The organism is Bradyrhizobium sp. UFLA01-814 (assembly GCF_046718885.1).
GTDB lineage: Bacteria > Pseudomonadota > Alphaproteobacteria > Rhizobiales > Xanthobacteraceae > Bradyrhizobium > Bradyrhizobium elkanii.
Map to the genome: position 1 here is coordinate 1 of NZ_JAQOSR010000217.1, position 11932 is coordinate 11932.

Below are 11932 nucleotides of genomic sequence, written 5' to 3' on the forward strand. Positions count from 1 at the left end.
CAACGCGGGCGTCGATGTCGGCCTTCTTGCCGGCGCCGTTGACGATCGTGGTGTTCTCCTTGTCGATCATCACCTTCTTGGCGCGACCGAGCATCTGCAGCGTGACGTTCTCGAGCTTGATGCCGAGGTCTTCCGAGATGGCCTGGCCGCCGGTCAGGATCGCGATGTCCTGCAGCATGGCCTTGCGGCGATCGCCGAAGCCCGGAGCCTTGACGGCCGCGACCTTCAGGCCGCCACGCAGGCGGTTGACGACGAGGGTGGCGAGGGCTTCGCCTTCGACGTCTTCGGCGACGATGACCAGCGGCTTGCCGGTCTGCACCACGGCCTCGAGCAGCGGCAGCAGCTCGTTCAGCGAGGAGAGCTTCTTCTCGTTGATCAGGATATAGGCGTCGTCCATCTCAACGCGCATCTTGTCGGCGTTGGTCACGAAGTAGGGCGAGATGTAGCCGCGGTCGAACTGCATGCCCTCGACGACGTCGAGTTCGGTCTCGAGCGACTTGGCTTCCTCGACCGTGATCACGCCCTCATTGCCGACCTTCTTCATGGCGTCGGAGAGGAACTTGCCGATCTCGGCATCGCCGTTGGCCGAAATGGTGCCGACCTGGGCGATCTCCTCGTTCGAGGTGACCTTCTTCGAGTTCTTCTGGAGGTCCGCAACGACGGCTTCGACCGCGAGGTCGATACCGCGCTTGAGGTCCATCGGGTTCATGCCGGCGGCGACCGACTTGGCGCCTTCCTTCACGATCGCAGCCGCGAGCACGGTCGCAGTGGTGGTGCCGTCGCCGGCCGCGTCAGCGGACTTGGAGGCGACTTCGCGCACCATCTGGGCGCCCATGTTCTCGAACTTGTCCTCGAGCTCGATCTCCTTGGCGACGGTGACGCCGTCCTTGGTGATGCGGGGAGCGCCGAACGACTTTTCGAGCACCACGTTGCGGCCCTTCGGACCGAGGGTGACCTTCACCGCGTTGGCGAGGATGTCGACGCCGCGCAGCATCTTGTCGCGCGCCTCGACGGAGAATTTGACTTCTTTAGCTGCCATCTGAATTTTTCCTTGAGAGATTTAACCTGGGAGGGAGGGAGGCGCTTAGGCCGCCTTCTTCTTGGAAGCGGGGACGTCGAGGACGCCCATGATGTCGCTTTCCTTCATGATCAGCAGGTCTTCGCCGTCGATCTTGACCTCGGTGCCCGACCACTTGCCGAACAGGACACGGTCGCCGACCTTGATGTCGATGGGGATCAGCTTGCCAGCTTCATCGCGGCCGCCCGGGCCAACAGCGATGACTTCGCCCTGCGAGGGCTTTTCCTTGGCACTGTCCGGAATGATGATGCCGCCAGCAGTCTTCTCTTCGGCGTCGATACGCTTGACCACGACGCGGTCGTGAAGCGGACGGAATTTCATGCAGTCCTCCTAAACATTTGTAGATGCTGTAGATTTTTGGAGAGTTAGCAGTCCAGTCCAGCGAGTGCCAGACTGGCTGCGCAGGAGATAGGCCAAGCCTTGGCGGCGGGCAAGTGCCTCTAGCAGAAAAATTGGCACTCGTAAGTGCCGCCTGCCAAAAGGATGCCGAGATCATTTCGGCATCCTTAATGCCCCCGGAAGGGGTCGCCCGGGGCTATTAGCAGATGCGGTAAGCTGCTGCCAACGCAAGAAATTTCAACAGCCTATTAAACATTTAGGCTTGAGATGGGTTAGTCGCGTGCGTCACATTTCTCTCATGTGAGCGCATCCATTGCCGGTGGTCCGGCGGGGGAGGTCGGCCACCACGTGAATGCGCTCCGTCACAGGAGGTTGGCATGGTCTCGCGAGTTGGTGGGGTTGTTTCCGACGATTTCCGGAAGCAGTTGCTGGGGTACGGGCTGACGACGGCGCAAATCCTCTATCGGATGCCGGATCACCCCTCGTTGCTGCAGACCTATGTCTGGCAGAACTACGACCTGTTTCCGAAATTTCCGGCGCTGCAGGATTTCCTCGCGTTCTGGCAGGCGAAGCTCGAAGGCCCGCTGTTTTCGGTGACGGTGGCGCATTCCAAGCTGGTCAAGCCGGCCGAGCTGCGTGCCGTCGACGGCGTGTTCCGGCTGCATTGAGCGGGCAAGGGGGCAAAAGCGCGGTGTGCGCCTTTGCTCGCCTCGCGGCGCGCGACTTGTGTTAGCCTTCGTCCGTCAGAAAAAGACGGGAGGCGAAACAATGGCCAAGAAGACGGCATCAAGATCGGCAGCCAAGACCGCGGTGAAGAAGAAATGGTCGGGGCTCGGCGCCGGCGCCAAAAAGACATCCGCGAAATCGTCCGCGCGCAAGACCATCAAGTCGAAAGGCCGCGTCTCGGCGGCCAAGAAGAGTGCGCCGAAAGCTGCAACCAAGGCCCGGCCGAAGCAGTGCGTCGCCATCAGCCATCACCGCGAAGAGGACTTCAAGGCCGACGGGCTGCGCGCCTACGCCAAGTACCGCGACCTCGGCATCGCCGCCGCCTCGCATGGTCTGGCGCAGGCGCATGTCATCCGGCTGCAGGGACCGTGCAATCCCGATGAAGTGTCGAAGCTGCACTTCCACGATATCGACTTCCAGATGGTCTATGTGCTCAAGGGCTGGGTGAAGACCTACATGGAAGGCGAGGGCGAGACGCTGATGCAGCAAGGCAGCGCCTGGACCCAGCCGCCGCGCATCCGGCACATGATCCTGGACTATTCCGACGACGTCGAACTGCTGGAGGTGATCCTGCCGGCCGAGTTCAAGACGGTGGAGTTGAAGGCGTAGGCTTTTCGCGGCCGTCATGGCCGGGCTTGACCCGGCCATCTATCCTGCTCCGAAAGATTCTCCTTGGTCGATGGATGCCCGGGTCAAGCCCGGGCATGACGATTTTCCAGGCCGTGTACCCATAAAACCGTCGGCGTGACTCTACGTCCGCTTTGCCCCGATAGCGACCAAGTTCGTGCGGCAACGCAAGATGTCGCGACGGGCCAGACCCAGACATTCAGGCAGCTTTATTTTCCGCGCGAAAACGTCACAAATCCATTCCGGTTCGGCATTTTCACCTTTTGCAGTGTCTGCGCATCCATGGTGTCGTTGTCTGCAATGATGCCGTTGAGGTTCAGGATATAAGCGACGACCGCATAAACTTCGTCATTGGTCAACGACTTCGATTCGTTATATGGCATCGCTCGCCGCACATAGTCGAAGACTGTTGTGGCATAGGGCCAGAAGCTTCCCACGGTTTTGACCGGAGGCTTGTCACCGGGAAGCGTTCCTTGTCCGCCCACGAGCTGATCGTTGGGCTTCCCGGCTCCTTTCTCGCCATGGCAGGCGGTGCATTTTGCCGCGTACACGGCTTCACCTTGCTTTGGGGTCCCGCTGCCAGGCGGCAAGCCGACGCCGTCTGGACCAATGCTGATGTCCCAAGAGGCAATTTCCTCCGGTGTTGCCGCCCGTCCGAAGTTTGGGCTTTCAGCCGCGAATGCGACGGCCGAAGCCATGGCAAGACCTGAGGCGGCGATGAGGAGAGGGTTACGCATAGACATGCTTCACCTCGCCTTTGTTGGAAACGGCCCAGGCCGTGATGGCGTTGGAGTGATAGATGGTTCGGTTGCCGCGCGCGGCGATCATCTTCTCTCGCGTCGGCTGGACGTAACCGGTCTCGTCGGTTGCGCGGCTTTGCAGGACCGCGGGTCCGCCGTTCCACCGCCACGGAATGCGGAAGCGTGTCAACGCCTTCGACAGCACGGGCGACTGCAACGCCGCCTTTGCCCAGCTTTTGCCGCCGTCGGCCGAGACCTCAACCTTGGTGACCTTGCCATAGCCCGACCAGGCAAGACCCGAGATTTCATAGAGGCCGGGCTCTTTCATAGTCAGCCCCGGTGAAGGCCGTGTGATCACAGACTTCCCTTCCTGAGGGAGCACAAACTGAAGGGATTTCCCGTCGGGCAAGGTGATCGTGTACTTCGATGTCTCATCCTTGGTCATCGTCGGCGCTTCGGTCAGCTTGATGCGCCGGAGCCATTTCACATTCATGTTGCCTTCGTATCCCGGCAGCAGGAGTCGCATCGGATAGCCGTTGGATGGCCTCACGCGCTCACCGTTCTGGTAGAGAGCAATCAATGCGTCATCCATCGCTTTCGCCAACGGTATGCTGCGGCTCATGCCGGCAGCATCTGCACCTTCGGCTAAAATCCATTTGGCCTTCGGATCGACGCCTGCTTCCTGCAACAGGATCGCGAGCCTTACGCCCGTCCACTCGGCGCAGGAGACAAGGCCGTGAATCGCCTGGACTCCAACCGCGGCGGCCTCCTTCTGGTACAGCAATTGGCCGTTACCACCACATTCGAGAAATGAGACGCGCGACTCGCGCGGATAGCGTTCTAGGCTTTCCAGCGTGAAGGTCAGCGGGCGCTTGACTAGGCCGTGGATTAACAGCCGGTGGGTATCCGGGTTAATGTCGGGAATGCCGCTATGAGAACGTTCAAAATGCACGCTATTGGGCGTGATCATGCCGTCGAGCAAATGGAGCGGTGTGCGGGCGGCACCTGTGCCGGTCGTGCCTGGCGCGGTGTTCCAAGTTCTGGCGACCTTTTCTTCGTATTTCGCTGGCTGGCCGTAGCCGACGAATCCGGATCCCGGCACCTTCATCCAGGGCTCAACCGGTAACGCGTCGGCGGCAGCTGGATTAGGCAGAGCGGAACTGGCAACGGCGGCCGCAGCCGCCGTACCCGCTGTCAAAAACATACGGCGATGAAGGAGGCCGTTCCCCGCCACGATGTCCAGATCGGACCCGTGAACGGTCGATCGATCAGCAGCCATCAAGTCCTCCTTTTTGACTTTGCCCCAGTTATCAACCCCGCTGTGCGAGCATTGTTCTTCAGCTACAGGTCGAAGCTCGCTTCCTTGGACATTGGGGTCGCCGCAAATTCCGCATCGCAGCGAAATGACGCGGCGGGCACACCGCACTATGTCCGAGTTGGGTCATTCACCTCGAATCGCATCGGGCGGAGCCGCCGGTCGATGTCCGCAATGCTCCGTTTGCGTCCACGCCGGCACTGCGCGGCAAACGGCGCTAGGGGCCAATAGCTGCCCACAATGTTAAGACGGCGGCGCGCACTTCGAAACGAACACCGGCACGTCCAGTCGAATCTTCCGTGCCAACGCGACGCGCTCGTTCCAACCGCAGGTAAAAAGGCGAAAACCCTCTGAGAAATCTGCTACACTCGGCCTATGAAAACCTTTTCAGATAAGGTCCGCGACATCGTGCGCAAGATCCCAAAGGGGAAGGCCATGACGTACAAAGCTGTCGCTGCTAAAGCCGGCAATCCGAAGGCTGCACGCGCGGTTGGTGCCATAATGCGCACGAATTACGACCCATCGATCCCCTGTCATCGCGTTATTGCAAGCGACGGCTCAATGCGCGGCTACGTGCGTCCGCGCCGTCGGCCGGCCCAACAATGATCCGCTTGACAGGGAGCTTCACCGCGTCAGCACCGCCCCGGATTGCGCGGAGCCTGTCATCGGGCGCGCGTTCGCGCGACCCGTTGGCTCCATCCGGGCTACCGCGACTACGGCTGCGTCAGCATCCCCACGATCGCGCCCATCAGGCAGGTCGTCAGCGTGCCTGAGACGATCGACTTCAGCCCGAGCGCGTTGATCTCGTCGCGCCGCTCGGGTGCCATGATGCCGAGGCCGCCGATCATGATGCCGAGGCTGGCGAAGTTGGCAAAGCCGCACATCGCGTAGAGCATGATCAGCCGCGAGCGCGGATCGAGCGCGTCGGGACCGAGCTTCGACAAATCGACATAGGCGATCAGCTCGTTCAGCACGGTCTTGGTGCCCATCAGGCTTCCCGCCGTGATCGCCTGCGGCCAGGGCAGGCCCATCAGCCAGCACACCGGCGCCATGACGTAACCAAGCAGCCGCTGCAGCGAAATCTTCGCGCCGCCGATCTCCGGGAGCAGGCCGATGATCGCGTTCGCCAGATACACCAGCGCAACCAGCACCAGCAGCATCGCGATGATGTTCATCAAGAGCTCGAGCCCGGCTGCCGTGCCCTTCACGATGGCGTCCATCGTCGACGACACCTGGATATCGGGATTGTCGAGCGATCCGCCGGTGCGCTTGTCCGACGTTTCCGGCACCATGATCAGGCTCACCAAAATTGCGGCCGGCGCGCCGAGCACCGAGGCGATGACGAAATGCGCGGCCGCATCCGGGATCAGCGGCGCGAGCAGCGTGGCGTACAGCACCAGCACGGTGCCGGCGATCCCGGCCATGCCGCCGGTCATCACCAGAAACAATTCGCTGCGGGTGAGCTGCGCCAGATAGGGGCGGATGAACAGCGGCGCTTCGACCATGCCGAGAAAGATATTGGCCGCGGTCGAGAGCCCCACCGCGCCGCCGACGCCGAGTGTGCGCTCGAGCAGCCAGGCCATGCCGCGCACGACAGGCGGCAGCACGCGCCAATAGAACAACAGCGTCGTCAGCACGCTCATGACCAGCACGATCGGCAGCGCCTGAAAGGCGAGGATGAAGTCCGAGCCGGGTGCCTTGGAATCGAATGGCGCCGGGCCGCCGCCGACATAGCCGAATACGAAGGCGGTGCCGGCGCGCGTCGCGGCCGCGATCGTGCCGACGGCGTCATTGATCGCGCCGAAAGCCTGCGTCACCAGCGGCACCTTGATCAGCACCAGCGCCGTGACGATCGTGACGACGAGCCCGATCGCCGCCTGGCGCAGCGACACCTTCAGGCGATTCTCGCTCAGCGCCCAGGCGATCAAGAGCAACGCCACCACGCCGAACGCCGATTGCAACTGCAGCATCACGCCCCCAAAAACCCTCGCGCGATTATGGGCAGGGGCTTCGCGCAGCGCAATGCTGTTGCGCGTTCAGCTCGTCGCCATTGACAAGTTGCAGGCGCTCGGCCACGCAATCATCCATGTCCTCCGCCACGCCGGCCGGCGTCCGCGATCTGCTCGGCCACAGACCGTTCCTGTTCTTCTTGTCGTCGCGCAGCCTGTCGCGCTTCTCCAGCCAGATCGGCGCGGTGGCGATCGGCTGGCAGATCTATGATCTGACCGGCAGCGCGTTCGACCTCGGTATGGTCGGACTGGTGCAGTTTCTGCCGACGGCGCTCTTGGTGTTCGTCGCCGGCCACGCCGCCGACCGCTTCGAGCGCAAGCGCGTGGTGCAAGCCTGCCAGATCGCGGAGGCGCTGACCGCATTGTTTCTCGCCGGAAGCACCTTTGCCGGCACCATCTCGGAGATCCAGATCTTCGTCGCGACCTTCGTGCTCGGGATCGCCGGCGCGTTCGAGAGCCCGGCGACCGCCGCGCTGTTGCCGCTGATCGCACCGCAAGGCTCGCTGCAGCGGGCGACCGCGATCTCGAGCGGCGCGGCGCAGGTCGCGACCATCACCGGACCCGCGCTCGGCGGCTTCGCCTATGCGCTGATGCCGAGCGCGCCCTATGCCGTGATGATGGTGTTCTGGCTGTTCGGCGCCCTCCTGACCGGCGGCATCGGCCGGCTGCAGCAGGCGCCGGTGAAGAACGGCGGGTCGTCGGACGACCTGTTTGCCGGCGTCACCTTCGTTCGCAGCAATCCGGCGATCCTCGGCACCATCTCGCTCGACCTGTTCGCGGTGCTGTTCGGCGGCGTCACCGCGCTGCTGCCGATCTATGCGCGCGACATCCTGCAAGCCGGCCCGCTCGGCCTCGGCATCCTGCGCGCCGCGCCCGCGGTCGGTGCGCTGCTCATGACGATGGTGCTGGCGCGGCACACCATCAACCGCCGCGTCGGCATGCGCATGTTCCAGGCGGTGATCGTGTTCGGCGTCGCGACGGTGGTGTTCGCGCTGTCGCACTGGATGTGGCTGTCGGCGCTGGCGCTCGCGGTGCTCGGCGCCGCCGACACGATCAGCGTCGTGATCCGCTTCTCGCTGGTGCAGCTTGCCACCCCCGACGAGATGCGCGGCCGCGTCGGCGCGGTGAACTTCCTGTTCATCAATGCGTCGAACCAGCTCGGCCAGTTCGAGAGCGGTGTCGCCGCGGCGCTGCTCGGCACCGTGCCGTCGGCCGTGCTCGGCGGCGTCGCCACCGTCGCGGTCGCGCTGCTCTGGATGAAGCTGTTCCCGACGCTGCGCGACGTCGAGAAGCTGGAGTAAGGAGCTTCCCTTACCTCGCCCCGCTTGCGGGGAGAGGTCGGATTGCGCAGCAATCCGGGTGAGGGGGACTCTCCGCGAGTTTGTCTCTCACCGTCCTTGTGGAGACTCCCCCTCATCCCGACCTTCTCCGCGCGCGCGGGGAGAAGGGGAAGATGAGCCCCGGGCAAGCTTCACAATTTCGGAATAATGGAAAAATACTGCTGATTTGCCCGACGTGTCAAGTTGCCGTGTCGAACGCCGCTAGCTGCCGGCTACTTTGCATGGGGTTGTTTTCGATATTTTGACAATGCGCCCCGGCGACGGCCGGCCGGGACAAGCCCGGCCGGCCGTCGTGATGGTCCTGCCGCAAGCAGGGGGAAGGAGATGATCAGCCCCGGCCCACGAACGGCATCTTGGTCGCCATCACAGTCATGAACAGCACGTTGGCGTCGAGCGGCAGGCCCGCCATGTAGGCCACCGCGTCGCCGACCGCCTTGGCGTCCATGCGCGGCTCGTGCTTGGTGGTGCCGTCCGGCTGCAGCACGCCGGGGCCGTTGACCATGCGGTCGGTCATCGGCGTCGCGGCATTGCCGATATCGACCTGGCCGACCGCGATGTCATACATGCGGCCGTCGAGGTTGGAGGCCTTGGTGAGGCCGGTGATGGCGTGCTTGGTCGAGGTGTAGGCGGCCGAGAACGGCCGCGGCGCGTGCGCCGAGATCGAGCCGTTGTTGATGATGCGGCCGCCGCGCGGCTTCTGGTCCTTCATGATGCGGAAGGCGTGCTGGGTGCACAGGAACGGCGCGGTCAGGTTGGTGTTGACCACCGCCTGCCACTGCTCGAGCGGCAGGTCCTCGAAGTTCACCGGCGGCGCGCCCATGCCGGCGTTGTTGAAGAGAACGTCGAGGCGGCCATAGGTCGCCTTCACCTTGTCGAACAGCGCGGCGATCGCGGCCGGGTTGGCCATGTCGGCCGACACGCACAGGCTCTTGCCGGCGGGGCCGAGCTTGGCGGTCTCTTCCAGCATCTCCATGCGGCGCCCGGCGAGCACCACGGTGTAGCCCTTGTCCATCAAAGCGAGCGACGCGGCGCGTCCGACGCCGGTGCCGGCGCCGGTCACGAGTGCGATCTTGCTGGTTGCCTCAGTCATCCGAGTTTCCTCTTACTTGGTTTTTGCTTCGGTTTCGTTCTTGTAGGGTGGGCGTGGAATGTTCTGGTGCGCCGCGCGGAGCGCCGCCGACCAGCGCGAGCGCAGGTCGTGGAAATAGGGCTCGCCGGCCTCGATGCGGTGATTGAGATCGGCCTCGCAGGCGTCGGTGCGCACCACCAGCACGTCGATCGGCAGGCCGACGCCGAGATTGGAGCGCATCGTCGAATCCATCGAGATCAGCCCCGTTTTGAGCGCCTCGTAGAGCTCGACGTCGTAATGCATGGCGCGGTCGAGCACCGGCTTGCCGTATTTGTGCTCGCCGATCTGCAGGTATGGCGTGTCGGTGGTGCATTCGATGAAGTTGCCGGCAGTGTAGACCATGAACAGGCGCATCCGCGAGCCCTTGATCTGGCCGCCGAACAGGAACGAGACGTCAAAGGAGATGTCCTCGGCGCGCAGGGCATCGCCCTCGGTGGCGTGCACCGAGCGGATGGCGCGGCCGATCCGCTGCGCCGCCTGGAACATGGTCGGGGCGTTCATCAGCGTCTCGAGCTCGCCGGTGTCCGGATTTTCCATGCCCTCGGTCAGGGTCGACAGCACCGACTGGCTGATCGCCAGATTCCCGGCGCTGGCGATCGCCATGATGCGCTCGCCGGGCTTTTCGAAGATGTGCAGCTTGCGGAAGGTCGAGACATTGTCGAGGCCGGCATTGGTGCGGGTATCGGCGATCATGACGAGCCCGTCGCGCACCAGAATTCCGCAGCAATAGGTCATTTCAAGTCCTCAGACGGCCCGAGTTTCTCGGCCGGAAACTAGTAGCCAATTTCGCGGATGCATCCAACCCCAATTCCCCGTGACGGGAGATGCCGTGGTCCGTCAAAGAGGGGCGGGACGACCGAGCGATGGCCGGGCGCCCGTTCCAGCCGTCCAGGTTGCGGGGCGCATCCCGGTCTCGCTCTGCGTTGCGCGCAGCCGGCAATGATCTTGGCCCTGCGTCGTTGCGAGGGGCGGGGTGTTGTGCTCGACTGCCTGCAACCGACGACAACAAGAAATTTCGGGAGGCGGGAATGTCGTTCAAACTGGCCGCGTGCATCGTGGCATTGGGTTTCGCGGCGCTCGCCGCGAGCCCTGCATCGGCGCAGAAGAAGGGCGGCACGCTGCGGCTCTATCACAACGACAATCCGCCCTCGACCTCGCTGCTCGAGGAATCCACCATCGCCTCGGTGATGCCGTTCGCGGCGGTCTTCAACAACCTCGTGGTGTTCGATCCGGCCAAGGTGCATGAGAGCATCGACACCGTGATCCCCGATCTCGCCGAGAGCTGGTCGTGGAACCCGACCAACACGAAGCTTACCTTCAAGCTGCGGCACGACGTGAAGTGGCATGATGGTCAGCTGTTCACGGCCAAGGACGTGCAGTGCACCTGGCGGATGCTGATCGGCAAGAGCGAGACCCAGGACTTCAAGCGCAACCCGCGCAAGGTCTGGTACTCGAAGCTCAAGGACGTCAGCATCAATGGCGAGGATGAGGCGACCTTCGAGCTGACCGAGCCGCAGCCCGGCCTGCTGGCGCTGCTCGCCAGCGCCTTCTCGGTGGTCTATCCCTGCCATGTGCCGCAGCAGGTGATGCGCACCAAACCGGTCGGCACCGGGCCGTTCAAGTTCGTCGAGTTCCGGCGCGGTGACTCCATTCGTCTGATCCGCAACCCCGATTACTTCAAGAAGGACCGGCCGTATCTCGACGAGATCACGGTGCGCTCGATCGACAGCCGCGCCACCCGCATGCTGGCGTTCGCGACCGGCGACTATGACATCACCTTTCCGTCCGACGTCAGCATTCCCCTGATGAAGGACGTCAAGGCGCGGGCGCCGAACGCGATCTGCGAGATGACGTCGACCAATCTGCAGATCAATCTTCTGGTCAACCGCGTCAATCCGCCGTTCGACAATCCGGAGATCCGCAAGGCGATGTCGCTGGCGCTGGATCGCAAGGCCTTCAACAGCATCCTGTTCGAAGGCACCGGACGGCTCGGCGGCGCGATGCAGGCCAAGCCCGAAGGAGAGTGGGGCATGCCGCCGGAGATCCTGTCGACGCTGATGGGATACGGCCCAGATGCCGAGAAGAACCTCGCCGAGGCGCAGGCGATCATGCAGAAGCTCGGCTACAGCGACGCCAAGCCGCTGTCGATCAAGATCCAGACCCGCAATCTGCCGACCTATCGCGACCCGGCGGTGATCCTCGCCGACCAGCTCAAGAAGATCTACATCATAGCCGAGCTCGACATTCTGGATACGCCGCGCTGGTACTCGCGGTTGCAGCGCAAGGACTACACCATCGGCCTCAATGTCACCGGCGTCAGCGTCGACGATCCCGACGGCAATCTGGTGGAGAACTATTCCTGCAACTCCGAGCGTAACTATACCCAGTACTGCAATGCCGAGGTCGACAAGCTGCTGGCGGCGCAGTCGCGCGAGGTCGACAAGGACAAGCGCCGCAAGATCGTGTTCGACATCGAGCGCCTCTTGGTCGACGACGCCGCGCGGCCGGTCATCCTGCACTCATCGGCCGGCAATTGCTGGCAGCCCTACGTGAAGAACTTCCATCCGCACGACAACAGCCAGTACAACAACTGTCTCTTATACACATCTGACGCTGCCGACGACCATGG

Annotated in this window: 12 protein-coding genes; 5 read left to right on the top strand and 7 right to left on the bottom strand. The window is 63.1% G+C overall.

Features of this window, described 5'->3' with window-relative positions:
* A partial coding sequence (gene groEL, locus PMN64_RS38425; RefSeq protein ID WP_411784527.1) for a chaperonin GroEL occupies positions 1 to 1039 on the bottom strand: 1039 nt, incomplete at its 3' end.
* A gap of 45 nt (positions 1040 to 1084) precedes the next feature.
* The gene (gene groES / locus PMN64_RS38430) at positions 1085 to 1399 is read right to left on the bottom strand and encodes a co-chaperone GroES (RefSeq protein ID WP_097674118.1); all 315 of its coding nucleotides are present in this window, start codon (positions 1397 to 1399) and stop codon (positions 1085 to 1087) included.
* A 395-nt stretch (positions 1400 to 1794) separates the two neighbouring features.
* Here groES and PMN64_RS38435 point away from each other — a divergent pair, with 395 nt between their 5' ends.
* Positions 1795 to 2085 (top strand): usg protein, encoded by a 291-nt coding sequence (locus tag PMN64_RS38435; RefSeq protein WP_026192965.1) that lies wholly within the window; start codon positions 1795 to 1797, stop codon positions 2083 to 2085.
* A gap of 100 nt (positions 2086 to 2185) precedes the next feature.
* The gene (locus tag PMN64_RS38440) at positions 2186 to 2752 is read left to right on the top strand and encodes a cupin (RefSeq protein WP_411784528.1); all 567 of its coding nucleotides are present in this window, start codon (positions 2186 to 2188) and stop codon (positions 2750 to 2752) included.
* Between the two features lie 227 nt (positions 2753 to 2979).
* Here the strand turns inward: PMN64_RS38440 and PMN64_RS38445 are convergent, their stop codons facing one another.
* Positions 2980 to 3513, bottom strand: a complete 534-nt coding sequence (locus tag PMN64_RS38445) for a c-type cytochrome (RefSeq protein WP_411784529.1) — start codon at positions 3511 to 3513, stop codon at positions 2980 to 2982.
* Positions 3500 to 4789 carry a sulfite dehydrogenase gene (gene soxC, locus PMN64_RS38450; RefSeq protein ID WP_304496008.1) on the bottom strand — a complete coding sequence of 430 codons (1290 nt, stop codon included), beginning with the start codon at positions 4787 to 4789 and terminating at the stop codon, positions 3500 to 3502. The genes PMN64_RS38445 and soxC overlap by 14 nt, the downstream gene beginning before the upstream one ends.
* Positions 4790 to 5200: 411 nt before the next feature.
* On the opposite strand from soxC, the gene PMN64_RS38455 reads away from it, so the two are divergent.
* Positions 5201 to 5431: an MGMT family protein gene (locus tag PMN64_RS38455; RefSeq protein WP_092089686.1), complete on the top strand. Its 231-nt coding sequence runs from the start codon at positions 5201 to 5203 to the stop codon at positions 5429 to 5431.
* Between the two features lie 107 nt (positions 5432 to 5538).
* On the opposite strand, the gene PMN64_RS38460 is transcribed toward PMN64_RS38455, so the two are convergent.
* Positions 5539 to 6795, bottom strand: coding sequence for a NupC/NupG family nucleoside CNT transporter (locus PMN64_RS38460; RefSeq protein ID WP_411784530.1), 1257 nt, complete (start codon positions 6793 to 6795; stop codon positions 5539 to 5541).
* 116 nt (positions 6796 to 6911) lie between these two features.
* Here PMN64_RS38460 and PMN64_RS38465 point away from each other — a divergent pair, with 116 nt between their 5' ends.
* Positions 6912 to 8135 (top strand): MFS transporter, encoded by a 1224-nt coding sequence (locus tag PMN64_RS38465; protein ID WP_411784531.1) that lies wholly within the window; start codon positions 6912 to 6914, stop codon positions 8133 to 8135.
* Between the two features lie 367 nt (positions 8136 to 8502).
* Here the strand turns inward: PMN64_RS38465 and PMN64_RS38470 are convergent, their stop codons facing one another.
* The gene (locus tag PMN64_RS38470; RefSeq protein WP_137479991.1) at positions 8503 to 9264 is read right to left on the bottom strand and encodes an SDR family oxidoreductase; all 762 of its coding nucleotides are present in this window, start codon (positions 9262 to 9264) and stop codon (positions 8503 to 8505) included.
* Positions 9265 to 9276: 12 nt separating this feature from the next.
* Positions 9277 to 10038: a peptidase gene (locus PMN64_RS38475; protein WP_016846384.1), complete on the bottom strand. Its 762-nt coding sequence runs from the start codon at positions 10036 to 10038 to the stop codon at positions 9277 to 9279.
* A gap of 293 nt (positions 10039 to 10331) precedes the next feature.
* On the opposite strand from PMN64_RS38475, the gene PMN64_RS38480 reads away from it, so the two are divergent.
* On the top strand, positions 10332 to 11932 hold a 1601-nt coding region (locus tag PMN64_RS38480), incomplete at its 3' end, for an ABC transporter substrate-binding protein (protein WP_411784532.1).

What these genes read in the sequence shown, in the direction of transcription:
- groES (WP_097674118.1), bottom strand. Translation starts at nt 1,399, where the DNA reads ATGAAATTCCGTCCGCTTCACGACCGCGTCGTGGTCAAGCGTATCGAC.
- PMN64_RS38435 (WP_026192965.1), top strand. Translation starts at nt 1,795, where the DNA reads ATGGTCTCGCGAGTTGGTGGGGTTGTTTCCGACGATTTCCGGAAGCAG.
- PMN64_RS38440 (WP_411784528.1), top strand. Translation starts at nt 2,186, where the DNA reads ATGGCCAAGAAGACGGCATCAAGATCGGCAGCCAAGACCGCGGTGAAG.
- PMN64_RS38445 (WP_411784529.1), bottom strand. Translation starts at nt 3,513, where the DNA reads ATGTCTATGCGTAACCCTCTCCTCATCGCCGCCTCAGGTCTTGCCATG.
- soxC (WP_304496008.1), bottom strand. Translation starts at nt 4,789, where the DNA reads ATGGCTGCTGATCGATCGACCGTTCACGGGTCCGATCTGGACATCGTG.
- PMN64_RS38455 (WP_092089686.1), top strand. Translation starts at nt 5,201, where the DNA reads ATGAAAACCTTTTCAGATAAGGTCCGCGACATCGTGCGCAAGATCCCA.
- PMN64_RS38460 (WP_411784530.1), bottom strand. Translation starts at nt 6,795, where the DNA reads ATGCTGCAGTTGCAATCGGCGTTCGGCGTGGTGGCGTTGCTCTTGATC.
- PMN64_RS38465 (WP_411784531.1), top strand. Translation starts at nt 6,912, where the DNA reads ATGTCCTCCGCCACGCCGGCCGGCGTCCGCGATCTGCTCGGCCACAGA.
- PMN64_RS38470 (WP_137479991.1), bottom strand. Translation starts at nt 9,264, where the DNA reads ATGACTGAGGCAACCAGCAAGATCGCACTCGTGACCGGCGCCGGCACC.
- PMN64_RS38475 (WP_016846384.1), bottom strand. Translation starts at nt 10,038, where the DNA reads ATGACCTATTGCTGCGGAATTCTGGTGCGCGACGGGCTCGTCATGATC.